The sequence below is a fragment of the Catenulispora sp. GAS73 genome, from assembly GCF_041262085.1.
Taxonomy (GTDB): Bacteria; Actinomycetota; Actinomycetes; order Streptomycetales; family Catenulisporaceae; genus Catenulispora.
In genome coordinates this window covers 1-24822 of record NZ_JBGCCM010000009.1, presented here as the reverse complement: position 1 = coordinate 24822, position 24822 = coordinate 1, and the positions used below count along the sequence as shown (strand labels likewise).

Genomic DNA, 24822 nt, shown 5'->3' with positions numbered 1-24822 from the left:
GTCACCCGACGTGCGGCAGCGGCCGCCCGGTGTTCTCTCGGTCTGTCACAGTCTCGCAGATCGTTCGGGCGGAAACGGATGAACCATACGATTAGCCCGCGCGGATGCCCGGCCCGGGCTAGGCTCGAACGTGATGGCCCCTCGCACCCCCCGTACGTCTCTTCCCCGAGACCGCCCCGAAGAAGCGGTCCGGCTCACCCTGCTTTCCCAGGCCGGCGAACTCCTGTCCGGCACGCTGGACCGGCGCCGCCTGGCGGCCCTGGCCGCCCAGCTCATCGTGCCGAGGCTGGCCGACTGGGTGGCACTCTATCCGGCTGCGGATCACCCGAACGTGTCGTCTTCGTGGACGCCGGAACACATTTGGCACCGAGAAGAGCGCAGGTTGGACGCCCTGCGCTCGGCGCTGGACGGCTGGCAGCCGCCGCTGCCCGAGGAAAGTGGCAGGGCTCACACGGCCGGTGCGGCGTACGGCGAGTGGCCGGTCCCGGTGGCCTCGCCGTACGGCCAGGCGCTGCCGATCCCGCTCACCGCGCGCGGCGTGTCGCTGGGCACCCTGGTCCTCGGCGGCCCCGGCAAGGGCGGCTTCGCCGGTCCCACGGTGCCGCTGGCGATGGAGCTGGCGGCCCGGATCGCCGCGGCGCTGGACAACGCGCGGCAGTACGCCGAACAGGTGGAGATCGTCAGGGGCCTACAACGCTCACTGCTGCCGCCCTCGCTGCCGACGGTCCCGGGCCTGGACATCGGCGTGGTCTACGAGGCCGCGTCCAACAGCGACGGCGTGCACGTCGGCGGCGACTTCTACGACGTGTTCCCGATCAGCCGGAAGGTCTGGGGCTTCGCGGTCGGCGACGTCTGCGGCACCGGCCCGGAGGCCGCCGCGCTGACCGGCCTGGCCCGGCACTCGCTGCGGCTGCTGGCCCGCGAGGGGCGCTCGCCGGTCACGGTGGTCGAGCGGCTGAACCAGGCGGTGCTGGAGGAGGGCGAGCTGGCCGGCGACGCCGGCCGTTTCATCACCCTGCTGTACGGCGAGGTCGAACCCCGTCCCGACGGCTCGGCGCAGCTGGTGCTGGTCTGCGCCGGGCATCCGTTGCCGCTGATCCTGCGCCAGGACGGCAGCGTCCGCGCCGCCGCGAACCCGCAGCCGCTGCTCGGCGTGCTGCCCGAGCCGACGTTGTACGCCGAGGACGTGGAGCTCGGCGCCGGCGAGGTGCTGCTGGTCTACACCGACGGCGCGAGCGAGCGCCGCAACGGCCGGCTGATGCTCGGCGACGAGGGCGTCGCCGCGGCGCTGTCCGGCTGTTCGGGCATGACCGCGCCGGGGGTGGTGGCGCGGGTGCGGCAGGCGGTCGTGGACTTCGGGTCCTCAGGGACGCGGGACGACCTGGCTCTGCTGGCTCTGCGCGCCTACAAGGGCTGAGGCGTTCACGCGTCCGAGTTTCCAGGCGTCCGAGTAACCAGGAATCCATGCATTCTGACGTTGAGACTTTGAGGCAGCGAGGCATCGAGGTCTTGAGACAAGGATGCGGTCCCGAACCGGGGGGACCGCTCGGGACCGCTGCCGGCGTGTGCCGGTATCTGTATAGACGTCTGATGGCCGTCTTGAGGTTGTGTTAGGGCAGGCCCTTGACACCTGGTGCGCTCAGCGCCGCCGCGAGGCTGTCGTCGGTCCACGGGACCGAGTCCATCTTCGGGCCGGCGACGTAGTCCGGAGCCTGGGTGGTCCAGGTGACCGACGGCGACAAGCCGCCGGGCCCGCGGTAGTAGACGAGGTAGGACGCGGCGGTGATCATCACCTTGGCCCCGCTGGGGAACTCACGGACGGCGATGGTCGAGGTGCCTTCGGCGAGGTTCTGCGCGTGGGTGGTGACGATGACCGAGCCGTCGCTCTGCGGGCGGGTGTCGCACGGCGACCACGCGGTGGGGATCCCGAACAGGCTTCTGCCGAACACCTGGTCGGGGATGCCGCACGGGCCGTTCGGCTTTCCGTCGTTCGACGCGATCGGGCTCGTGGAAGAGATGGTGACGTAGCCGAACGGCGTGGTGGGATGCTGGGTCGGGCGCGTCATGGGCGTGATGTCGCCGTTCGGCGTCCAGTAGCCCGCCCCGTAGATCTCCAGTTGCCGCTCGCCCGAGGACAGGCCGAGGGGGAGCGGGACCGGATTCGCGATGAGCGCACGGACGTGGCCCAGGGTGGGATCCATGCCCTGCCACACGGTGCCGATCGTGGCCATGCCGTCGGTGGACCACCGCATGCCCTTCGACGCGCCGCCGAAGCCCGATCCGCCCATCGATCCTCCGGTGAACTGGAAGTACTCGCCGAGGCTCGCGTCGTCGACCGTCGGCTTCGCGGTCGTGGTGCCCGTGGTGGTCGGACTCCCCGTCGGGGGGGAGGTGGAGGGCGTTGTGGACGGCGTCGACGCGGACGGCGACGTGGCGGACGCCGATGACGAGGGCACCGATGACGAGGGCGACGTGGTCGCCGCCGGCGGTGTGACCTGCCGGTTGTCGCCGCCGTTGCGGCCGAGGGTGGCGTAGGCGGTGGCCGAAACGCCGATCACGGCCGCCATGGTGACGGCGCCGGCGACGCGGGTCCGCCGCTGCCGATGGCGGGTGCTCAGCCGGGACGCGCCTTCGGCGTCGGGGATCCACCGTGGTTCGTCCTGACCGGTCCGCACGCGGTCGAAGACGCCGCGGGCCCAGTCGTCCTCTCGGGTGTCGAGATCTGGCATGGGTTCGTCCCTCTATCGAGTTCAGCAGTCGGCGTTGGTGGGTTCGAAGACCGTGCCCGCCAACAGCGGACGCAGTGCGGCGAGCCCCTTCGAGGCCTGGCTCTTGACGGTGCCCGCGGCGCACCCGAGAAGCCCGGCCGTCTCCTCCACACTCAGGTCCTCCCAGTACCGCAGGACCAGTACCGCGCGCTGCCGGGGCGGGATCCGGCGCAGCGCCGCGACCAGGACGTCGCGGTCGTCGTTGGGCTCGGTGCCCGGCGCTTCGAGGTCCGGCAGGTACTCCGCCGGGGTCTCCCGCCGCCACTTGGCGCGACGCGTGTCGAGGTACGCGTGGAAGAGCGTCGTGCGCAGGTAGGCGTCGAAGGAGTCCTGGCGCCTGATGCGGCGCCAGTGCAGATGGATCTTGACGAACACGCCCTGGACGAGGTCCTCGGCCAGGTGCCAGTCTCCGCACATCAGGTAGGCGGTGCGCCGAAGCGCCGCCCCCTTGGCGGCGACGAGTTCGGCGAACTCCGCCTCGTACGACCTGTCCATCCCCCACCTCTCACTGCTCCTGCGCCGGCAGGAGTTATACGGAAGTAGAGGGCTCCGGGGTTGCCCGGATCATCGCCTCGTGTACGCGAGTTGTGACACGCCGAGGTAGCCGGAGGCGAATCCGGCCTCGCAGTAGGCCAGGTAGAAGCGCCAGGTGCGGCGGAAGACCTCGTCGAAGCCGTGCGCGGCGACCCGCGGCCAGTTCTCCTCGAAGCGGTGGCGCCAGGCCCGCAGCGTGCGGGCGTAGTCCAGGCCGAAGTCGCGGCGGGCCGCCAGCCGCAGGTCGGCGGTGCCGGCGGCGAAGTCGAGCTCGGCGATCGAGGGGATGAGGCCGCCGGGGAAGATGTACTTGTGGATCCAGGAGTACGAGTCCTGGGTGGCGAGCATGCGGTGGTGGGCCATGGTGATGGCCTGGATGGCGACGCGGCCGCCGCGGGCCAGGTTGCGTTCGATGGCCTGGAAGTAGTCCGGCAGGTAGCGGCGGCCGACCGCCTCGATCATCTCCACCGAGACCACGGCGTCGAACGGCTGCTCCTCGGCCACCTCGCGGTAGTCGGCCAGGCGCACCTCGACCCGGTCGGCCAGGCCGGCCGCGGCCACGCGCTCGCGGGCCAGGTCCTGCTGCTCCTCGGACAGGGTCACGGTGAGCACCGTGGCGCCGCGCTCGCCGGCCGCCTTGATCGCCAGCGCGCCCCAGCCGGAGCCGATCTCCAGCAGCCGCGTGCCCTTGCGGACGCCGGCCGCGTCGAGCATCGCGTCGATCTTGCGGATCTGCGCGGCGTGTAGGTCGCCGGGGCCGTCGGCGTCGGCGACCGGGTCGAACAGCGCCGAGGAGTAGGTCATCGACGGGTCGAGGAAGGCCTCGAACATGTCGTTGGACAGGTCGTAGTGCGCGTGTGCGTTGTGCCGCGCCCCGTGCCGGTCGCCGTCCTGCTCGCGCGGCGAGTGCTGGGCCGCCAGGCTGCGCATCCGATGCAGCGGCCGGGGGATCAGGTCCTCCAGCCGGGAGGCCAGCTCGGTGAGCAGCGCCACCAACTCGTCGCCGGTCTCGGTGTCCCAGGCGCCGGTCTGGTAGGCCTCGCCGAAGCCGATCAGGCCGTCGGTGCCGAGCCGGTTCAGGAACTCCTGGGGCCGCCGCACCCGCAGCACGGGCCCGCCGCCGCCGGGGACGCCGGCTCCGGCCAGCGCCAGGCCGTTGGGGGCGACCACGGTCACCGGGATGTTCTTCAGCGCGTGGGTGAACAAACGTCGTGCGACGCGCGCACGGACCGGGCGGTCCGGGATGCGCGCGAGGTCCGGCCAGCGATCGGTGTCGATCAGCGGGATGGACTGGTGAGTCATCTTTCCGCTCCGAGATCGGGGTCAGTCTCTGAACGCCTTCAGTAACGTAACACGCTCTTGATCGTTAAGCGCGGACTCGCCCGGCGGGGCTCAGGACTCGTTGTAAGCCCTCGGGGGCGTCCGCCTGGAAGGCCTCGACGATCAGGTCGGCATAGCGCGGCGGCCGGGTCGCGGGCGCCTGCGCCGAGCCGGGCTGATCGAGGAGACACGTATGGCTGAACGCCAGCACGAGCCGATTCCAATCTCGCGCCCGGGACAGAAGCGTGTGGCCAGAGCCCGGCAGCACGATCCGCGCCACGTCGTGCCCCTCGGCCCGGGCCCGCGCGGCGTACTCATAGGAGGAACGCGGCGAGGTGACGCGATCGCGCGTCCCGTGCGCCAGCAACAGGCGCCGCCCGGCCAACTGCGCGGTCGGCTCGGTCTCCGGCAGCCACGGCGCGAGGCCCAGGACCCCGACCACCTGCGGCGCGTCGGCGGCGTTCACCACGGCACGGCCGCCGAGCGAGTGCCCGCCGAGCACGATCGGCACCTCGCCGTACCGCTCGGCCAGCCGCGCGGCGGCCCACCGCACATCCGGCACGGGAGCCCGCTCGTCCCCGTTCCACCCCTGATACCGGAAGCGCATGGTGTGCACGACGACCCCGCGCCCGGCCAACCGCGGCGCCACGGCCCGCGCGATCATGCGCATCCGAGTCACCGGCCCGCCCCGCCGGTGCGGCGCCTGGTGCGAGCGCTCCTTGCCGCCGTGCGCCAGCAGCACGACGCCGACCACGCCGTCACGCACCGGGCGGATCGGCGGGTCGAGGCGGGGTTCGGATTCCCTGCTCACGGGAGCGAGGGTACCGCTGGGAGGTTCGCGGTGCGAAGCATCGTCTCAAGGCCTGGGCGCGTGCGGCTCAGGTCGGAGGCGCGGCGCACAGCACAGGAAAAGGCCGAAGCCCGCCGAAGCAAAGCTCCGACGGGCCCCGGCCCGAGACCCGACCGCTCTGACAGCTCAGACCGGCCTCGACCTCACGCAGCCTTGCGCTGGTCCCCCGCGGCCTCGGCGAACTCGTCGCGCGGGCGCTCGATGGAGCCCAGGCCGACGGCTTCGCGGCGGAAGAAGAGGGCCAGCGTCCAGTCGGCGATGACGCGGATCTTGCGGTTGAAGGTGGGGACCCGGCTCATGTGGTACGTGCGGTGCATGAACCAGGCCGGCCAGCCGCGCAGGCGGATGTTGTAGACGTCGGCGACGCCCTTGTGCAGGCCCAGGGAGGCCACCGAGCCGACGTGCTTGTGCTTGTACTCGCGGGGCTCGAAGCCGCGGACGGCCGCCACCACGTTGTCCGCCAGCTGCTTGGCCTGGCGCACCGCGTGCTGAGCCGACGGGGAGCACCACTTGCCGGGGTTGGCCAGGTCCGGGACCTGCGCGCCGTCGCCGGCGGACCAGACGTTGGCGAAGCCCTCGACGCGCAGCGTGGCGTCGGCCTTGACGTGGCCGCGCTCGCCCAGCGGGACGCCGAACTTCTGCACCACCGGGTTCGGCTTCACGCCGGCGGTCCAGACGATGGTGGAGGCCACCATCTTGGTGCCGTCCGAGAGCTGCACGCGGCGGTTGACGCAGGATTCCAGGAAGGTGTTCAGCTTGACCTGGATGCCGCGCTTCTCCAGCTCGTGGACCGTGTACTCGCCCAGCGCCGGCCGCACCTCGGGCAGGATGCGCCCGGAGCCCTCGACCATCACCCAGCGCATGTCCTCGGGGCGGATGTTCGGGTAGATCTTGCAGGCGTCGCGCGCCATGTCCTCAAGCTCGGCGATCGCCTCGATGCCGGCGAAGCCGCCGCCGATGAAGACGAAGGTGAGCGCGCGGCGGCGGATCTTCTCGTCCTTGGTGGTGGCCGCGATGTCCATCTGGCCCAGGACGTGGTTGCGCAGCGCTATGGCCTCTTCGATCTGCTTGAAGCCGATGCCGTTCTCGGCCAGGCCCGGGATCGGCAGGGTGCGCGCGATGGAGCCGACCGCGATGACCACCTGGTCGAACTCGATCTCGTACGGCTCGCCGGCGATCGGCTCGATCGAGGCGACCTTGCGCTCGTGGTCGATGTCGGTGACCCGCGCGGTGAGCACTTCGGCGCGCTTGAGTACCGAGCGCAGCGGCACCACGACGTGCCGCGGGGACAGGGAGCCGGCCGCCGCTTCGGGCAGGAACGGCTGGTAGGTCATGTACGAGCGCGGGTCGACGACAGTGACCAGCGCTTCGTCCTTGCCGAGCTTCTTCAGGATGCGGTGCGCCGTGTACATCCCGACGTAGCCGCCGCCAACGATCAGAATCCGAGGGATCGCCTTGCCGTTCCCGCTCGCCTTGCCCACTTGATGCTCGCCTCCGCCGCCTAGTCCAAGGCCGCCGTCTCGACGCTCGATCTTCTTACTTTTCAAGCGTAGAGAGGTTCAGGCAGTGCCCCGTGCGGTGCGAGTTAACAGCTGATGTCGGCGGGAAGATTTGGGCGCGTTTGGCATCAGATGCGCTGGTGACGCTGGTCACACTGTGAGCAACATTACAGCTATTCCGACACAGTGTCAGGTAGTGAGACACATTCGACGTCGCGTAGAAGAATAGCGCCGCCCGGCTGTCTGGCCAGACGCTGCGCGGCCGGATAAACAGACGAGCGACGCCACGGGAGAGTTCCCGGCTTCCTGGGCGGGCCGGTCAGCCTCCCGCACCGTCGTCGGTGAAGGGCCGGACGACGGCGTCCGCGTGACCGACGAAGGAGCCGGCCATCCGCAGGCCCCAGTGCGGGTCGGACACGATCTGGTAGAGCTGGTCGTCGGTCAGCGGACCGTCGCTCCACTCCACGACGTTGATCGCGGCGTGGTCGGGCCGCGTGATCGACACCATGTTGTTGTGCGTCGGAGCGCTGGTGCCGGAGGGATAGCCGATGCCGTGCTGGACCATGACCACCGAACCGTCGGAGAGCGTCGCCGCCGCGCAGTAGTCCTCCTCGAAGGCCGGCATGCACTGCGACTGCGGGGTCTTGCCGTCCAGGGCGCCGTCGCTCACCGAGGCCGAGATCCGGATCGCGCCGTGCTGCGTGGTCCAGGTCAGGGTGGCGTTCGCGTTGACGCCGCTGATCGAGCTGCCGCTGAAGCTCGATCCCGTCCCCGGCCCGAACCGTTGCAGCGCTTCGATGACGAGTTCGGCGACGGACGGCCCGTCGGCGGCCGTCGGATCGGCCGGCGACACCGGTACCGGCGGCTTCCAGGACGCCGGGACCGTTCCGATCACCGTGTTCGGTGACGACTGTGTGGACTCGGACAAGACCTGGGACGGCGGCGAACCCGGGGACGAGAGCGCCGAGGTCGGCGAGGACGTCGGTGACGTGCGCGACGTCCCCGACGTCGGTGTCGGCGTCGCAACCGGCGCGCGAGTCGTCGTCTCCATCGCCACGCCCGGGCCGATACCCGGCCCCAGCCCGCCACCCGACGCCGCGGTCCCCGCCCCTCCGGAGCCGAACCCGCCGCCCAGCGCGACCGCCCCGGCGGTGACCCCGGCCACCGCCGCCACTCCGCCGACCACGCCGACCACCCGTTCCCGCCGCCGGATCCGGCGGCCGTGCGCCAGCGCCTCGCCGGCGATGCCGCCGATCGCCGGCGCGCGCAACGCCGCCAACTCGGTCTCCAGCCGTTCGCGGAAACTGTCTTCAGACGTCATGAGGAAACTCCAATCGCGTCCATGGGAAAGGCCGCAGGGTGTTCAGACCCGCAGGTCCTCGTCGAGCAGGACCCGTAGATCGGCCAGGGCGCGCAGGCTCGCGGACTTCACCGCGGACCGGCTCATCCGAAGCACGGACGCCGTCTCCTCGACACTGCGGTCCTCCCAGTACCGCAGGACGACGACGGCCCGCCGCTTCGGCGCCAGCCGCGCCAGCGCCGCCAGCAGCGACAAGCGCAGCTCGGCCCGCTCCTGCCCGCCGTCCAGCGCCTGCTCCGGCAGTGCGTCGGACGGCTGTTCGTGCCAGGACCGGCGGCGTTGCTGGCTCAGGAACTCGCGCACGATGATCTGCCGCACATAGGCCTCGACGGCCCCGTCACCGTGGATCCGGTGCCACGCCGCGTACGCCTTCGCCAGGCCGATCTGCGTGAGGTCCTGCGCGCGGTGCCAGTCCCCGCACAACAGGAACGCCGTCCGGCGGAGCTTTTCGGCGCGTGCCATCGCGAACTCCGTGAACTCCTGCTCCCTGATCGCCTGGTCCACCCCGACCCGCTTCCCTCGTGTGAAAGCCCGAAGGCCGATGTCACCGGTGATACGCGGTGGCAGCGCCCTCAGGGTGCACTTCGCAGGTCAGACGGTCGGGCCCCCAGACGGCCGAGCCCTCAGACGGTCGAGCTCTCAGGCGATGCTGGCCGCGATCCCGTCGAGGATGTCGCGCTCGCTGATCACGACCTCCGGCACCGTCAGGCTCGGCGCCACCCGCTCCATGATCGCCAGCAGGATCAGCGCTCCGGCCCCGATCACGTCGGCGCGCCCGGGGTGGATCGCCGGGACCGCCTTGCGCTCCTCGGCCGTCATCCCGAGCAGCCGGGTGGTGATGTCCCGGATCCGGCCCAGCGAGAGGCGGGAGAGGTGGACGCGCGAGGAGTCGTACTCCTCCAGGTCCAGCGCGACCGCGCCGAGCGTGGTCACGGTGCCGGCCAGGCCGACCAGGGTGCGCGCCTCGTCCAGCGGCACCGCGTCGGCGGCGCGGTCGATCAGCTTCTCGATGTCCGCGCGGGCCGCCTTGACCTGGGCCTCGGTCGCGATCGCGGCACCCTTGAGATGCCGCTCGTACATCCGCACGCTGCCCATGTCGACGCTGCGCGCCGCGATCACTCCGCGCTCGCCGTCGCCGAGCACGAACTCCGTCGACCCGCCGCCGATGTCGATGACCAGGTAGGGCGCCTGGTGCCGGTCGTGCGGCAGCTCGGAGGTGGCGCCGGCGAAGGAGAACCGCGCCTCCTCGTCGCCGGTGGCCACGTACGGCTCCACGCCCAGGATGCCCTTCACGCCCTCGACGAACTCCCGCCGGTTCTCGGCGTCGCGGGTGGCGCTGGTGGCGACGAAGCGCAGCGGGATCGGCGTGCCGCCGCTGTTCCGCTCGATCAGGTCCTGGTACTCCAGGCAGGCCGCGAAGGTGCGCTCCAGCGCGGCCGGCGCCAGCCGGCCGGTGGCGTCCACGCCCTCGCCGAGCCGGACGATGCGCATCTCGCGCACCACATCCTCGGTCCCGCCGGTCTTCGGGTGGACGTCGGCGATCAGCAGCCTGATGGAGTTGGTGCCGCAGTCGATCGCGGCGACGCGCTTGGTCATGTCGTTCATGTTCCGCTATGCACCCGGTTCCATGCCCGGTGTGACACATGGCCCGGCCTTCCACCACTCCGGCAGCAGCGCCAGCGCTTCGTCGCCCAGCGGGTTCACCCCGGGGCCGGCGGCCAGCGCGTGGCCGACCAGGACGTGCAGACACTTCACCCGGTCCGGCATGCCGCCGGCGGTCGGGAAGCCCTCCAGCACCTCGATCTCGTCGCGCCGGGCGCGGTACTCCTCGTCCGCGGCGCGGTAGGCCTCGGCCAGCTCCGGATCGGTCGTCAGCCGCTCGGTCATCTCCTTCATCAGGCCGGAGGCCTCCAGGGTGCCGATCGCCGAGGCCGCCTTGGGGCAGGTCAGGTAGAACAGCGTCGGGAACGGCGTGCCGTCGGGCAGCCGCGGCGCGGTCTCCACCACGTCCGGGTTGCCGCACGGGCAGCGGTGCGCGACCCGGCGTACGCCGCGCGGCGTACGGTTCAGCTGCGCCTCGACGGCGGCCAGGTCGAGCTGGTCGACCGGGGGCGCGGTCCGGGCGTGGTCGGGGGTGGGGGCGTCGTTCGTCATGGCCCGTCCAGCCTACGTCCTGGCAGGTACTTCCAGCGGAGTATGACCGGTGCCTTCCGCTGTGGGACGCGTAGATCAACTCCTGTGTGCCAGGGTCGTGAGGTCATCGCGAACCGTAAGAGACGAATACGTCGAGGGGGACGTACCGATGCTTCCTGCCCTGCGCGTGGTCGCTGTGCTCCACGCGCTTTCCTTCCTGCTGCAACCGATCCTGGCCGGACTGTTCCTTTCGGGGCAGGACTCGGCCATCGACTCGCACGCCACCAACGCCACGATCGTGGTGGCGCTGTGCCTGGTCATGACCGTCCTGGCGTTCCCGGCCTGGCGCCGGGGCCTGGTCCCGCGCGCGGCGTTCACCACGTCGGCCGCCCTGTTCGTCGTCGAGATCCTGCAGATGGGGGCCGGGTACGGCCACGTCATGTGGATCCACATCCCGCTGGGCGTCATCATGATGGGCGGCGTCGCCCAGCTCATGCCGCTGATCATGCGGCCCTACCGGCCGGCCGCAGCCGAGTCCGGTGCCGCCGTGGTGGCCTTCCCCGCCGCGGAGGCCGGCGAATGAGTGGCCTGCGCCTGTCCCGCCGAGGCGTGCTGCGGCTGTTCGGCGGCGCCGGCGCCGCCGCGGTGCTGGCGCCGACGCTCGCCGGATGTGCCAAGCCCGGCGACGACGGCATCAACCCCGGGACCCTGACGAGCAAAGCGAAGCTGCCGCAGCCTTACACCGTGCCGCTGCCGATCCTGAAGCCCCTGGCCCCGGATTCGACCGACGCGCAGGGCGTCCACTACTCGATGACGCTGAAGCAGGCCGAGGTCGAGATCCTGCCCGGGTACCGGACGAAGATCTTCGGCTACAACGGGACCTTCCCGGGCCCGTACCTGGACGTGCACGCTGGCACGCCGATGGTCGTGCACCAGACCAACCAGCTGCCGGTGCCGATCGCCACCCACTTGCACGGCGGCCTGACCCCGCCCAGCGACGACGGATTCCCGACCGACCTGGTCTTCCCGCAGGTGCTCGCGGACATGGCGAACCCGGGCATGGCCGCCTCCATGCCCGGGATGGACGGCATGCCGTCGATGGCGGACCCGCAGGCGCACCTGGCCGCTGTGCAGCGGGACTACGTCTTCCCGCTCAACCAGCGCGCCGCCACGCTCTGGTACCACGACCACCGCATGGACTTCAGCGGCGTGCAGATCTGGCGCGGCCTGTTCGGGCTCTGCGTGGTACGCGACGCCGAGGACGACAAACTGCCGCTGCCCAAGGGCGAGCGCGAGATCCCGCTGATGATCGCCGACCGCGCCTTCGACGCCGACGGCCAGCTGATCTATCCGGAGAAGGACCCGACGCTGCTCGGCAAGCCGAGCATGGACAAGTCGATCGCCGCCGGCGCGCAGGGCGACGTGATCCTGGTGAACGGCGCGCCCTGGCCGTACCTGGAGGTCGCGGCGGTCAAGTACCGGCTGCGGATCGTCAACGCCTCCAACGCCCGCCGCTACGAGCTGAAGCTGGACGGCCCCGGCGGCGGGACCTTCATCCAGGTCGGCTCCGACGGCGGCCTGCTGGCCTCGCCGATGACGCACTCCACCCTGCACCTGTCCCCCGCCGAGCGCTTCGACGTGGTCGTGGACTTCTCCAAGTACCCGGTCGGCTCGACGGTGACCTTGAAGAACTCCGCCGACAGCGGCGGCGCCGGCCAGGTGATGCAGTTCAAGGTGACGTCCCAGGCCTCCGACGACTCCTCGGTCCCGAGCACGCTGTCCACCATCGAGAAGCTGACGGTGGACGGGGCCAAACGGCGCCTGGTCTTCGCGCTGGACGGCAGCCAGTGGCACGTGAACGGCAAGGCCTTCGACCCGGCGCGTCCGTTGCTGAAGCCGGAGTTCGGCAAGACCGAGCAGTGGACGGTGACCTCGGTCGAGCGGCATCCCGTCCACCTGCACGGCGCGCACTTCCAGGTCACCGGCCGGGGCTCCGGCGGCCTCGGGGAGTACGACCACGGCTGGAAGGACACCGTCGAGCTGTCCCCGGGTTCTGACATCACCTTCGCGGTGCGGTTCGACTCCTACCGGGGGCGGTACGTCGCGCACTGCCACAACCTGGAACACGAGGACATGGGGATGATGGCCACCTTCCAGGTGGTCTGATCCGCCGACAGATCCGCTTTCTGACCTGTCTGAATCGGGGGAGGGCCCGGCTGCGGTGTGTGTGGTCGCCGCAGCCGGGCCCTTTTGGTGTGCCTGGGTTGATGCGCGCTATCCGGCCAGGTCTCGTACGAGATCCAGCGCGTACGGAAGCTCATCACCCGCTGCGTGTCAGGACTCTGCAAGGGCTGATGGCCGAGGCTCAGCTGGACCCGTCACTTCGCACCGGTCTTCCAGGAGTGGACCGGACGACGGCGTGAGGTGCTGAAGGCCATGTTCGCGCGGGCCGTCTCGCGAGGGGAGCTGGACGCGGACGCGGCCGAGCACGTGGACGCGCTCCTGTGCGCGCTCGGCTTCTCCGCGCACTGAGGTCTGTGGGTCCTGCCCGCCACGCTTTGGCGACGCGTCCGCAGGTGCCGAGCACCGCCGAAGACGTGGTGGGCCAACAGCTCATGGCCACCGTCGACGCCGCCGGTGACACCTTCCTCCAGCAATTTCGCGACCTCGCCGCCGGGCTCTCCTCGCCCGAGCTCACCGCCCTCGATCGCGTCGTCGAGCGCCAGCTCTACGACCTCGACCGCGAGGAAGTCCACGACGTCACCGACGGCTCCGACGACGGCTTCCTCTACGCCCGCGGCTTCATCCTCGCTGTCGGTCGCGAGTTCCACGCCGCCGTCGACGCCGATCCGCGGCTGGCCGTGCTGGACGCCGACTTCGAGGCCGTGTGCTACCTGTTCGCGCACGTCCACGAGCAGAAGTTGAGATCACCGATAGCCGGAAGAGATGCGGACTCTGCTCGTGGGTCTGCGGATCCCCACACGCGGAAAGCCTTGCCGGACAGCGAGGATCCGCGGCCACAGCTACAGCGGCACGCGCCACGTCACGCGAGTGCCCTGGTCCCCGTCGCCGGGCCCGGCGTGGAAGCTGCCGCCGAGTTCGCGGGCCCGGGCGGCCAGGTTCGACAGGCCCTGGCGGGCGGTGCGGGGGTTGGGGCGCCAGCGCGGCATCGGGCGGCCGCCGTCGTCGAGGACGTCGAGGGTCAGCGTGGTCGCCGGTCCCGGCTCCACCGTCACCACCACCTCGACCCGGGTCGCGCCGGCGTGTTTGGCCGCGTTGGCCAGGGTTTCGCGGACCGCGGCCACCAGGTGCGCGCCGGTGTCGCCGCCGACCAGGGAGTCCAGCGGGCCGGTGAAGCGGACCGAGGGCTCGAAGCCGAGGACGCGGGCCGCGCGGGAGGCCTCGCGCAGCACCCGGGCGCGGGTCGAGGTGGCCTCCTGGTCGGCGGTGAGTTGCAGGTCGAAGATCGTGGTGCGGATCTCGGCGATCGCGGCGTCCAGTTCGTCGATGACGCCGTCCAGGCGCTCGGCGGCGGCCGGCAGGTCCGGGCCGGGGGTGCTCAGGCGGCGGCTCAGGGTCTGCAGCGACAGGCCGGCCGCGAAGATCCGTTGGATGGTGAGGTCGTGCAGGTCGCGCGCGATGCGCTCGCGGTCGGCGTAGACGGCCAGCCGGTCCTCGGCGGCGCGTGCCTCCGTCAGGGCCAGCGCGAGGCCCGCCTGGTGCGCGAAGGCGGTGGCCAGGCGGGCGTCCTCGTCGTCGAAGGTGCGGCTGCCCGGCGCGTTGGCCAGGACCAGCGTGCCGATCGGCCGGTCGTCGCGCTGGGCCAGGGCGGCGTAGACGATGGCGCCGAAGGCGCGGTAGGGCGGCGCCAGCTCTTCGCGGTGCGCGTCGTTCGCCTCCATCGCGAACGCCCGGCCGGTGATCGCCACCTTCACCGACCGCCGATGCGGCTCCACCGACGCGCCGCGCACCTTGTCGGCGGCCAGCCCGGTGGCCACGTCGACGCGCCAGCTGCCGTCCTCGTGCTGGAGCAGCAGCGAGCAGTGGTCGGCGCCGGACGCTTCGCGGGCACGCTCGGCGACCAGGGTGAGGACCTCGTGCGGGTCCTCGGCGATCAGCATCAGGGTGATGACGTCCGAGGCCGCCGACAGCCAGGACTCGCGGCGGCGGGAGGCGGCCAGCGCGTCCTGCAGGTCGGCTATTCCGGGCGATTCACGTGATTCGGACATCGATCCGAGTCTAGGCCGAAGGCTGCGGGACGGCGCTTTGTGCAAAAGGAGGCGGCGCCGGTGCCGGCGCCGCCTCCTTTCCGTTCCGTCTACGTCCGGCTAGTCCCGGAACTCGGCCGCGACCCGCAGCAGGATGTCGTTCGCCTCGACCTCGCCGATGGTGATCCGCGCGCCCTCGCCGGCGAACGGCCGCACCACGATGCCGGAGACCTCGGCCTTCGCGGCGAACTCCGTGGTGCGCTCGCCCAGCCGGAGCCAGATGAAGTTTGCCTGGCTCTCCGGCACGGTCCAGCCCTGCTCGCGCAGCGCCTGGGTGACCCGCGTGCGCTCCTGGACCAGCGCCTCGCAGCGCTCCAGCAGCTGCTTCTCGGCCCGCAGCGACTCGATCGCGGCCACCTGCGCCAGGCTGTTCACGCCGAAGGGCACGGCGGTCTGGCGCAGCGCGGCGGCCACCGGCTCGTGCGCGATCGCGAAGCCGACACGCAGACCGGCCAGGCCGTAGGCCTTGGAGAAGGTGCGCAGGACCGCGACGTTCGGGCGGTCGCGGTAGATCTCCACGCCGTCCGGGACGCTGTCGTCCCGCACGAACTCCCGGTACGCCTCGTCGATCACCACCAGGATGTCGCTCGGCACCCGGTCCAGGAACCGCACCAGGTCGTCCTCGGAGATGGCGACGCCGGTCGGGTTGTTGGGGTTGCACACGAAGATCAGGCGCGTGCGGTCGGTCACCGCGGCGGCCATCGCGTCCAGGTCGTGGTGCTCGCCGGGGGTCAGTGGCACCCGCACCGAGGTGGCGCCGGAGATCTGCGTGATGATCGGGTACGCCTCGAAGGAGCGCCAGGCGTAGATCACCTCGTCCCCCGGACCCGAGGTGGCCTGCAGCAGCTGCTGCGCCACGCCGACCGAGCCGGTCCCGGTGGCCACGTGCTCCACCGGCACGCCGAAGCGCTCCGCGATCTCCGCGCTCAGCGCCGACACGGCCATGTCCGGGTAGCGGTTGAAGCTCTCCGCGGACTTCTGCACCGCTTCCAGCACGCCGGGCAGCGGCGGGTAAGGATTCTCATTCGAGGACAGCTTGAAGGCGGAGGTGTCGGGAATCTTTCCCGCCTTGTACACAGGGATGCCGCGCAATGCTTCACGGAGCTTCGGGGTCTGGACGTCGTCGGCCACGGCTGGAATCTCCTTCTCGGGTGTGATCTCAGATTAACCGCCGTGAGACTTTTCGCCGACCGCCCGGAGCGGGACATATCAGGTGTGACCCTCAACGGATTCGCCTACGGAGAGTTGTCATTCGGAGCGGACGGTCAAGTGGCCGATCCCCAACAGCGAGGAGTCGCCCCGGAGGTGGCCCTCGGCGCGGACGTGACGGACCTGCTCGTGCTCTCGCACGGCTGGTTGGACGACCCGTTGCGCGCGCAGGACCTCTACACCGGGCTCACCGCGGCCATGGCGCAGGTCGGCGGGGCGCCGCCGGGACTGGCCGTGCTCGGGATCCTGTGGCCGTCCAAGCGATTCGACGCGGCGCCGGACGCTGAGGCGGCCGAGGCGGCCGCGGCCGTGAACGATCCGACCGGCCGGACCGCGGCGTCGTTCGTCACCCGGGTCCGGGACCGGGTGAGCGCCAGCATCGTGGGCCTGCCGGACGCGGCGGAGTACGCCAACCCCGGCGAGCACCAGGCCACCTTCTTCGGGCTGGACCCCGGGGCGCTGCTGGAGAAGTTCGGGCCGCTGGAGGACGGGATCTCGGCGGTGATGAACCTGTCGACGTACTACGAGATGAAGGCACGGTCCGGTGCGGTCGGCAGGGGGCTGGTGCCGGTGCTGGGAGCGGTGCGCGCGGCGCGGCCGCAGGTGCGGCTGCACTTGGCGGGGCACAGCTTCGGGGCGCGGGTGATGGCCTCGGCGCTGGCGAACTGCGAGCCGTTCCCGGTGTCGTCGGCGATGCTGATCCAGGGCGCGTTCTCGCAGTTCGGGTTCGCCAAGCAGTGGGACGGGGTGCACGACGGGCTGTTCCGGCCGGGGTTGTCCGGCGGGCGGTTGCAGGGGCCGGTGGTCGTGACGTACTCGCACCACGACGACATGGTCGGGATCGCGTACGAGCTGGCGTCGCGGATGGCCGGGGACCAGCCGGACACCACCGGGATGGTGCCCGACAGCGATGTGCGTGACGAGTTCGGCGCGATCGGGCGGCACGGTGCGCTTTCGACGCCGGAGTCGTGCTGGAGCGCGATGCTGCCGGTCGAGGGGCCGGGGTACGCGTTCCCGGCGGGGGCGATCAGCAACTTGGATTCGAGTGCGTACGTTTCGAGTCACTACCGGGTGCTGGGGCCTGAGGTGGGGAAGGCCATGGTCGCGGCGATCACCGCGTGTGAGCCGGGCTGAGTGAGGACTGCTGACGGATCCGGCCGGCCCTCATGGCCGGATTCGTCACTCATGTGTCGTTGCGGACTTCGCCGGCGGCGGCGAGGCTCTTACTGTGTTGGACAGAAGAGCTGTGAGCCGCCGCGTGGTGTTCCTGGTCTTTCCGCGGTTCCAGCTGCTCGATCTCAGCGGGCCGCTGGAGGTCTTCTCGCAGGCCGATCGGTTGTTTCCGTTGGACGGTGGACGCCGTCGGTACGCGACCGAGGTCGTGGCCGCGTCGGCTGATCCGGTGGTGGCGTCCGACGGTTTGGCCGTCGTGCCGCATCGCACGGTGGCCTCCGCGGTCTCGTCGCCGATCGACACCTTGGTCGTAGTCGGTGGGATGGGCGTCCGCGATGCCTGCGATTCTCCCGAGTACGTCGACTGGGTTCAGGCCATGGCGGGTCGGGCTCGGCGGGTGACCTCGGTGTGCTCCGGGGCTTTTCTGCTGGCCGCGGCGGGGTTGTTGGACGGCCGGCGCGCCGTGACGCACTGGCAGTCGTGCGACGAGCTGGCCGCCCGGTTCCCGGAGGTCCGGGTCGAGGCGGACCCGATTTTCGTGCGGGACGACCCGATCTGGACGTCCGCCGGGGTCACGGCCGGTGTGGATCTCGCGCTGGCACTCGTCGAGGACGACCACGGGGCGGAGCTGGCGCGGGCCATCGCCAAGCAGCTGGTGGTGTTCGTGCAGCGGCCCGGCGGCCAGGCGCAGTTCAGCACGCAGCTGGCGGCGCAGCGTCCGGGGCGTGACGCGCTGCGCGAGGCGCAGACGTGGATCGCCGACCACCTCGACGAGGACCTGAGCCTGCCGGCGCTGGCGCGGCGTGCGGCGTTGAGCGAGCGGCACTTCTCGCGGGTGTTCCGGGCCGAGACCGGGATGACGGTGGCGGCGTACGTCGAGGCCGCGCGGATCGAGGCGGCGCGGCGGCTGCTGGAGAGCACGCACGACGGGCTCGACCGCATCGCGCGGACCTGCGGCTTCGGCACGGTCGAGACCATGCACCGCACCTTCAACCGGACGGTCCGGGTGACACCCGGGGAGTACCGGCGGCACTTCAGTTCCCGCAAGCAGACCAGGCAGACCAAGCAGAGCGAGCAGACCGAGCAGACCGAGTAATCCCAGGCCAGAAGCACCCAGGAGTCGACCATGACCCGTCTCGCCATCCCCCTGTTCCCCGGCTTCATGCCTCTGGACTTCGTCGGCCCGTACGACGTCCTCCGCTTCCTACCGGACACCGAGGTCGTGTTCGTCGCGACCGAACCGGGCCCGGTCCGCGGCGCCGACGGCGGCTTCGCCCTCGAAGCCCAAGCCACCCCCGAAGACATCACCACCTGCGACATCCTCCTGGTCCCCGGCGGCCGAGGCACCCGCGACTACGCAGCCCGCAAGCCCCTGACCGACTGGATCGCCCGCATACACGAAACCACCACCTGGACCACCTCGGTCTGCACCGGCAGCCTCCTGCTCGGAGCAGCAGGCATCCTCACCGGCCTGGACGCCACCACGCACTGGAACGCCATCCCCGAACTGGAAGCCTTCGGCGCCCACTACACCCCCGACCGCGTGGTCCGCCGCGGCAAGGTGGTCACAGCGGCAGGCGTCTCCTCCGGCATCGACATGGCCCTGACCCTCGCCGGCCTGATCGAGGGCGACGAATTCGCGAAGGCGGTCCAACTCTGGATCGAGTACGACCCCCAGCCCCCGTACGACACCGGCTCGGTGGCGAAGGCCGGCGCGGAGCTGGTGGCGCGTACGCCGGGGCTGATCGCGGGCGGCGCTCGGCGGGGGTAGGGGCGCCGGTCGGTCGGCGGTGGGCAGATTTTGAGGCGCGCCCTTTGTCCGGCGCGGCGCGGGTGCCTGCCAAGAAGACCGGTCCGAAGCCCGCCAGCGCGCACTCCCCCGGCGACGCAAGATCGATGAGTGGTTGCGATTTCAACCACTTCATCGAGCTCAAGGAGTCCTCATGGACCTCGCGTTGCGTGGCCGCGTCGCTGTCGTCACCGGCGGCAGTAAGGGCATCGGCCTCGCCGTTGTTCGTACTCTGCTGGAGGAGGGTGCGTTCGTTGTGGCTGCCTCTCGGTCCGGGTCGCCGGGGCTGGCGGATCTGGCCGGGCCGAATCTGCTGCATGCGGCTGGCGACCTTATGGATCCGGCGTTTCCGGCAGAGCTTGTGGAGCGCGCCGTCGGGGCCTTCGGCGGCCTCGACATCCTCGTCAACAACGCCGGTGGGCCGCCGCCGGGGGTTGTGTTGCCGCGTGGGCCCTTTCTGGATGGGACCGACACCGATTGGCAGGCCGTCTTCGAGTTCAACCTGTTCGCGGTCATGCGGCTGACGCGGGTGGCGCTGCCGCACCTGGTCGAGCGCGGGGGCACGATCGTCAACGTCTCGTCGAGCCTGGCGCGCCAGCCCGGGACCAACAACTACGAGTACGCCGCCGCCAAGGCCGCGGTCAGCCACGTCTCCAAGGGCCTGTCCGAGGAGTTCGGGCCGCAGGGGGTGCGGGTCAACACCGTGTCGCCGGGGATCACGCGCACCAACTGGTGGACCGACGAGGGTGGTGTCGCGGACATGTTCGCCGGGGCGATGGGGGTTGATCGGGACACGCTGCTCGACAAGACGCTGCCGGAGATGATGCGGCTGAGCACCGGGCGGTTCGTGGAGCCGCAGGAGGTGGCGGATGCGATCGTGCTGCTGTCCTCGCCGCGGTCGGGGAGTACCAACGGTTCGGAGTTCGTCGTGGACGGGGGCATGCTCAAAGAGATCTGATCGATTGCGTGCCTGCCCGGGCCGGTTTAGGTTACCGACGAGTAGTGCCCGCACCCCGCACCGCAACCCGGAGGCCGCCATGCCAGTGCTCCGCTCCCAGCTGGACCCCGCCTCGGAGACGGCTCTGGCCGATCGCGAAGCGGTGCTGGCGGCGCTGGCGCGCATCAGGGAACTGCAACAGAAGGTGCTGGCCGGCGGTGGTGAGAAGTACGCCGAGCGCCACCGCTCGCGCGGCAAGCTGCTCGTGCGCGAGCGCCTGGACCTGCTGCTCGACGAGGACGCGCCGTTCCTCGAACTGGCCGCGCTCGCCGGGACGCACGACCCGTCCGAGACCGTCGGCGGGGTCTCCGGCATCGGCACCGTGGCCGGGGTGGAGTGCATGATCGGCGCCAACGATCCGACGGTGAAGGGCGGCGCGGTCGGCCCCTCGGGCGTCGCCAAGCAGCTGCGGATGCTGGAGATCGCCGAGCGCAATCGGCTGCCGCTCATCTCGCTGACCGAGTCCGCGGGCGCCGATCTGCCGCGGCAGGCGGACATCTTCGTGCCCGGCGGCGCCTCGTTCAAGGGCATCTCACGCCTGTCGGCCGCCGGGATCCCGACGCTGTCCATCGTGTTCGGGTCCTCGACGGCCGGCGGCGCCTACGTGCCCGGCATGAGCGAGTTCACGGTCATGGTGAAGAACCAGGCCGCCGTCTACCTCGGCGGACCGCCGCTGGTGAAGATGGCGATCAACGAGGACACCGACGACGAGACCCTCGGCGGCGCCGACATGCACGCCCGCGTCTCGGGGCTGGCCGACTACCTCGCCCGCGACGAGCGCGACGCGATCCGCATCGGCCGCCAGATCGTCGCCGATCTGCGGTGGCGCAAGGCGGGCCCGGGGCCGACCGAGAGTCCCGACGAGCCGCTGTACGCCGCCGAGGACCTACTGGCGCTCGCCCCGATGGACCTGCGCCGCCCCGTCGAGGTGCGGGAGATCCTGGCCCGGGTGCTCGACGGCTCGCGCTTCTCCGAGTTCAAGCCGCTCTACGGCACCACGCTCGTCTGCGGCTGGGGCTCCATCCACGGCTACCCCGTCGGCATCCTGGCCAACAACGGCATCCTGTTCTCCGAGGAGGCCAACAAGGGCGCGCACTTCATCCAGCTCGCCAACGCCCGCGAGGTCCCGCTGCTGTTCGTGCAGAACATCACCGGCTTCATGGTCGGCTCGCGCTACGAGCGCGGCGGCATCATCAAGGACGGCAGCAAGCTGATCAACGCCGTCTCCAACTCCGCCGTACCGCACGTGACCCTGATGGTCGGCGCTTCCTACGGCGCCGGCAACTACGGCATGTCCGGTCGCGCCTACGACCCCCGCTTCGTCTTCACCTGGCCGAACCACCGCATCGCGGTGATGGGCGGCCGGGAGCTGGCCGGGGTGATGTCGATCGTGCAGCGGCAAAAGGCTGAAAAAGCAGGGCAGCCGTACGACGAGGCCGCCGACGCGCAGACCCGCGAGTTCGTCGAGGCCATGGTCGACGGCCAGTCCGACGCCGTTTACGCCAGCGGCCGGCTGTGGGACGACGGCGTCATCGACCCGCGCCAGAGCCGGACCGTGCTGGGCCTCGCGCTGTCCGCGATCGACTCCGGGCCGGTGGTCGGGACCCGCCAGTTCGCGCCCTTCCGGATGTAGGGTGACGCGGCTCACAGCTCCATGAACGACTGTCCGACCTGTGAGACAGTGACGCCATGCCGACGTATCCGACGTTCTCGACAGTGCTGGTGGCCAACCGGGGCGAGATCGCCCGGCGGGTCTTCCGCACCGCCAAGGCGATGGGCCTGCGCACCGTCGCCGTGTACTCCGATCCGGACGCCGACGCGCCGCATGTGCGCGAAGCCGATGTCGCGGTGGCCCTCGGCGGCAGCACCAGCGCCGAGTCCTACCTGGACGTCGCCAAGATCCTGGAAGCCGCGCGCAAGACCGGCGCGGACGCCGTCCACCCCGGCTACGGCTTCCTGTCGGAGAACGCCGCCTTCGCCGAGGCCTGCGCCGAGGCGGGGATCGTTTTCGTCGGCCCCTCGCCGGACGCGATCCGGAAGATGGGCATCAAGCACGAGGCGAAGGCCATCGCTCAGGCCGCCGGCGTACCGGTGCTGCCCGACGCGCTGCTGACCACCGACGAGCCCGAGGACTGGCGCAAGGCCGGCGAAGGCGTCGGATTCCCGTTGCTGGTCAAGGCTTCCGCGGGCGGCGGCGGCAAGGGCATGCGCCTGGTCTCCGGCGTGGACGAGCTGGAGAACGCGGTCTCCGGGGCCCGGCGCGAGGCGGCGGCGGCGTTCGGAGACGGCACCGTCTTCCTGGAGCGCTACCTGACCGCCTCCCGGCACATCGAGATCCAGGTCTTCGGCGACAGCCACGGCAACGCCGTGTTCTACGGCGAGCGCGAGTGCTCCGTGCAGCGGCGCCACCAGAAGGTCGTCGAGGAGGCGCCGTCCCCGGTGGTCGGCGCGGTGGTCCGGGCCCGGATGGGCGAGGTCGCGTGCGCGCTGGTGCGTGAACTCGGCTACGTCGGCGCCGGAACCGTGGAGTTCCTCTTCGACGACACCGACGACTCCTACTACTTCCTGGAGATGAACACGCGGCTCCAGGTCGAGCACCCGGTCACCGAAGAGGTCTGGGGTCAGGACCTGGTTCGCAAACAGTTCGAGGTGGCCTCCGGCGCGGAGCTCACCGCGCCCGACCCCGAGGGCCTGCACGGCCACGCGATCGAGGTCCGCCTCTACGCCGAGGACCCGGCACGCAAGTACATCCCCTCGCCCGGGACCCTGGCCCTGTATGAGCACGCTGACGTACCCGGGATCCGTTACGAGGACGGCGTCCGAAGCGGCAGCGTCGTCTCGCACTACTACGACCCGATGCTGGCCAAGGTGGTCGCCACCGGCGCGACCCGCGGCGAGGCGGCGCTGAAGCTGGCCTCGGCGCTGGCCGGCATGCGGATCCAGGGCCTGAAGACCAACCGCGACCAGCTGGTCGCGATCCTGCGCGACCCCAACTTCCTGGCCGGGGCCACGCGGACCGACTTCCTGGACCTGCACCCCGCGCTGGCCGCGCCCGAGGACCGGACCGACGTCACCGCGCACCTCGCGGCGGCCATCGCGGTGTCCGTCCACCGGCGCCGTGCGGCCGGCGGCGCGACCGCCTTCGCCCCGGCCGGCTGGCGGCTGCTCCCCTACGCCGGCGCCAACGCGGCGTGGACCCGGCAGGACATCCGCCGGGCACCGGAGACACCGGTGACCTACCGTCTCGACGGCTCGACGCTGTATCTGATCCACGGCGGAGCCGAGTACGAGGTATCACTTAGGGATCTGGGTCCTGAGTCGGTCCGGGTCGCGGTGGACGGCGTCGACCGGCTGTGCCGCGTGCGGGTCGCGGACGACACCGTCGTGTGGATCGACGACAGCGACGGCGGGCACTCGGCCTGGAAGCCGACGCCGCGCTTCCCGGCGGACGCTGACGCCTCCGCCGCAGATGACGGCGCCGCTGAGGTGCCCGGGACGGTGGTCGCGATCGCCGTGGCGGCGGGCGATGCGGTGAAGGCTGGGCAGGTCCTGGTGACCATGGAGGCCATGAAGATGGAACATCACGTGAAGGCTGGGCGTGACGGCGTGGTCGCCTCCGTGGACTGCGGCGTGGGTCAGTTCGTGGACGCGCACCAGATTTTGGTGACTTTGGCCTGATAGGGCGTGTGGGGAATGTAAGTCCTGCGCGCGCATACTGCTGGCGCGCAGGACTGATTCAGCCCAGAATCGGGGCATGCCTGCCACGCAAAGTGCTGAGACGCGCGACCCGGTGGAGTTCCACTGGCTCGGCGACATCGTGCGTGTGAACCTCGACGAGAACGCGCGCGGGTCCGTCCTCGCTTATGGGGACGAGGAGTGGGACTGGACGGGCTTCGACGCCCGGATCCGCAAGTGCGTGACCGGGATCCGCAGCGACCGGCTGCAGCGCGGCCAGCGGGTCGCCGTGCTCGCCCGCAACCACCCGGTCCATTTCGAGACCCTGTTCGCGGCCAGCAACATGGGCCTGGTCTGCACCTGGCTCGACTGGCGCCTGGACCGCGCGCACCTGGTCCACGCCCTGAACGAGGCCGAGGCCCGCATCCTGTTCGTCGGCGACGAGTTCGTGGACCTCATCGAGGACTCCATGATGGAGATCTCGTCGGTGGTCAGCACGATCACCGTCGGAGGCCGCGAGGACGAGTACGAGGCGTGGCTGGAGACCCACGAGACCCACGAGGCGCTGCTGCGCGCCGCCCGCGAGGTCGCGGCCAGCTCGGGCCGCGGCGATGAACCGGTGCTGCGCCTGTATTCCTCCACGGGGAAGAAGGGGCCCACGCGCGGCGAGTACACGCACCGCGCCCTGCTGGCATCCGCATCGGAGACGCTGCGTCGCAAGGCCCTGAGCCGCGGCGACGTCGAGGCCGTGGACGCACCGGTGACGGTGCACGAGGCCGCGGTGCGGGTGCTGGCGAACATGTCGGCGGGGGCTGAGACGGTGCTGGTGCGCGAAGAATAGGCCGCAGGAGGGGGTTCGGCGCGGTGTGCGGGTGCGGTTTGCTGGTGGGTTTTAGGAGCTTTTTACGGCTTCGCACTAGTTTAAGAAGGATCCGCTGGGTGGCGCAGTTCGGTGGCGTGCCGCAGGTTGCGTTGGCGGCCGGCGGTGTTCGTGTGCACGACCGCGCACAGGTCCGAGTCACTGCGCACGCGTTAAGTCGGCGGCTGGCGGCCGCGTTTGGTGGGTGCCTAAGGCCAAAAGCAGGGCCTCCGGCGGCGCCTGCGCGGCGAGCGGCACTCGCTCCGGGGAGGGGGGGCCGCGTAGTCGGCTGCCGGTCGTTGCTTGTGGTCGCCTTGTCCCGGGTTCCCCGTCGCGTCGTCGCCTGACGGAAGCAGACCGGTCCGGTGGTATCAAGTCGGATCGCTGC

22 protein-coding genes are annotated in these 24822 nt (G+C 70.9%); 10 read left to right on the top strand and 12 right to left on the bottom strand.

The genetic code is table 11. From position 1 onward, the window contains the following. The first annotated feature begins 133 nt into the window (after positions 1-133). Complete coding sequence (locus ABH935_RS15270) at positions 134-1417, top strand: PP2C family protein-serine/threonine phosphatase (protein WP_370378536.1); 1284 nt, start codon at positions 134-136, stop codon at positions 1415-1417. A gap of 193 nt (positions 1418-1610) precedes the next feature. Here ABH935_RS15270 and ABH935_RS15265 read toward each other — a convergent pair whose 3' ends face one another. The 9 genes from ABH935_RS15265 to ABH935_RS15225 form a co-directional block, all read right to left on the bottom strand. Next, a complete protein-coding gene (locus ABH935_RS15265) occupies positions 1611-2729 on the bottom strand; it encodes a hypothetical protein (RefSeq protein WP_370378535.1) in 1119 nt (372 codons plus the stop codon). Positions 2730-2750: 21 nt separating this feature from the next. Further along, positions 2751-3263 (bottom strand): SigE family RNA polymerase sigma factor, encoded by a 513-nt coding sequence (locus ABH935_RS15260; RefSeq protein ID WP_370378534.1) that lies wholly within the window; start codon positions 3261-3263, stop codon positions 2751-2753. Between the two features lie 69 nt (positions 3264-3332). Next, complete coding sequence (locus ABH935_RS15255; RefSeq protein ID WP_370378533.1) at positions 3333-4604, bottom strand: class I SAM-dependent methyltransferase; 1272 nt, start codon at positions 4602-4604, stop codon at positions 3333-3335. 64 nt (positions 4605-4668) lie between these two features. Then, positions 4669-5433, bottom strand: a complete 765-nt coding sequence (locus ABH935_RS15250) for an alpha/beta hydrolase (RefSeq protein ID WP_370378532.1) — start codon at positions 5431-5433, stop codon at positions 4669-4671. Positions 5434-5615: 182 nt separating this feature from the next. Then, positions 5616-6953 (bottom strand): NAD(P)/FAD-dependent oxidoreductase, encoded by a 1338-nt coding sequence (locus ABH935_RS15245; RefSeq protein WP_370378531.1) that lies wholly within the window; start codon positions 6951-6953, stop codon positions 5616-5618. Positions 6954-7290: 337 nt separating this feature from the next. Further along, positions 7291-8292 (bottom strand): hypothetical protein, encoded by a 1002-nt coding sequence (locus tag ABH935_RS15240; RefSeq protein ID WP_370378530.1) that lies wholly within the window; start codon positions 8290-8292, stop codon positions 7291-7293. Positions 8293-8334: 42 nt separating this feature from the next. Continuing rightward, a complete protein-coding gene (locus ABH935_RS15235; protein WP_370378529.1) occupies positions 8335-8835 on the bottom strand; it encodes a SigE family RNA polymerase sigma factor in 501 nt (166 codons plus the stop codon). A gap of 135 nt (positions 8836-8970) precedes the next feature. Then, the gene (locus tag ABH935_RS15230) at positions 8971-9927 is read right to left on the bottom strand and encodes an exopolyphosphatase (protein ID WP_370378528.1); all 957 of its coding nucleotides are present in this window, start codon (positions 9925-9927) and stop codon (positions 8971-8973) included. 15 nt (positions 9928-9942) lie between these two features. Continuing rightward, the gene (locus tag ABH935_RS15225) at positions 9943-10485 is read right to left on the bottom strand and encodes a DUF501 domain-containing protein (protein ID WP_370378527.1); all 543 of its coding nucleotides are present in this window, start codon (positions 10483-10485) and stop codon (positions 9943-9945) included. Positions 10486-10633: 148 nt separating this feature from the next. Between ABH935_RS15225 and ABH935_RS15220 the strand changes: the two genes are divergently transcribed. After that, the gene (locus ABH935_RS15220; RefSeq protein ID WP_370378526.1) at positions 10634-11047 is read left to right on the top strand and encodes a hypothetical protein; all 414 of its coding nucleotides are present in this window, start codon (positions 10634-10636) and stop codon (positions 11045-11047) included. Then, positions 11044-12630 carry a multicopper oxidase family protein gene (locus ABH935_RS15215; protein WP_370378525.1) on the top strand — a complete coding sequence of 529 codons (1587 nt, stop codon included), beginning with the start codon at positions 11044-11046 and terminating at the stop codon, positions 12628-12630. Before ABH935_RS15220 ends, ABH935_RS15215 begins: the two co-directional genes overlap by 4 nt. Positions 12631-12842: 212 nt before the next feature. Here the strand turns inward: ABH935_RS15215 and ABH935_RS15210 are convergent, their stop codons facing one another. The 3 genes from ABH935_RS15210 to hisC form a co-directional block, all read right to left on the bottom strand. Next, on the bottom strand, positions 12843-13376 hold the full coding sequence (locus ABH935_RS15210) for a hypothetical protein (protein ID WP_370378524.1): 534 nt from the start codon (positions 13374-13376) through the stop codon (positions 12843-12845). A 111-nt stretch (positions 13377-13487) separates the two neighbouring features. Then, positions 13488-14693 carry a GAF domain-containing protein gene (locus ABH935_RS15205; RefSeq protein ID WP_370378523.1) on the bottom strand — a complete coding sequence of 402 codons (1206 nt, stop codon included), beginning with the start codon at positions 14691-14693 and terminating at the stop codon, positions 13488-13490. A 99-nt stretch (positions 14694-14792) separates the two neighbouring features. Then, complete coding sequence (gene hisC, locus ABH935_RS15200; protein WP_370378522.1) at positions 14793-15863, bottom strand: histidinol-phosphate transaminase; 1071 nt, start codon at positions 15861-15863, stop codon at positions 14793-14795. Between the two features lie 42 nt (positions 15864-15905). On the opposite strand from hisC, the gene ABH935_RS15195 reads away from it, so the two are divergent. The 7 genes from ABH935_RS15195 to ABH935_RS15165 all read left to right on the top strand — a co-directional run bounded on the left by ABH935_RS15195 (position 15906) and on the right by ABH935_RS15165 (position 24416). Further along, positions 15906-17075 carry a hypothetical protein gene (locus ABH935_RS15195; RefSeq protein ID WP_370378521.1) on the top strand — a complete coding sequence of 390 codons (1170 nt, stop codon included), beginning with the start codon at positions 15906-15908 and terminating at the stop codon, positions 17073-17075. Between the two features lie 112 nt (positions 17076-17187). Continuing rightward, the gene (locus tag ABH935_RS15190) at positions 17188-18210 is read left to right on the top strand and encodes a GlxA family transcriptional regulator (protein WP_370378520.1); all 1023 of its coding nucleotides are present in this window, start codon (positions 17188-17190) and stop codon (positions 18208-18210) included. A gap of 30 nt (positions 18211-18240) precedes the next feature. After that, a complete protein-coding gene (locus tag ABH935_RS15185; RefSeq protein ID WP_370378519.1) occupies positions 18241-18885 on the top strand; it encodes a DJ-1/PfpI family protein in 645 nt (214 codons plus the stop codon). Positions 18886-19057: 172 nt separating this feature from the next. Continuing rightward, complete coding sequence (locus tag ABH935_RS15180; protein ID WP_370378518.1) at positions 19058-19861, top strand: SDR family NAD(P)-dependent oxidoreductase; 804 nt, start codon at positions 19058-19060, stop codon at positions 19859-19861. A 79-nt stretch (positions 19862-19940) separates the two neighbouring features. Next, entirely contained in the window at positions 19941-21533 is a 1593-nt protein-coding gene (locus ABH935_RS15175; protein WP_370378517.1) for an acyl-CoA carboxylase subunit beta, read from the top strand. Positions 21534-21589: 56 nt separating this feature from the next. Next, complete coding sequence (locus ABH935_RS15170) at positions 21590-23578, top strand: biotin carboxylase N-terminal domain-containing protein (RefSeq protein WP_370378516.1); 1989 nt, start codon at positions 21590-21592, stop codon at positions 23576-23578. A 76-nt stretch (positions 23579-23654) separates the two neighbouring features. Beyond that, a complete protein-coding gene (locus tag ABH935_RS15165) occupies positions 23655-24416 on the top strand; it encodes an AMP-binding protein (protein WP_370378515.1) in 762 nt (253 codons plus the stop codon). Positions 24417-24822 lie beyond the last annotated feature (406 nt).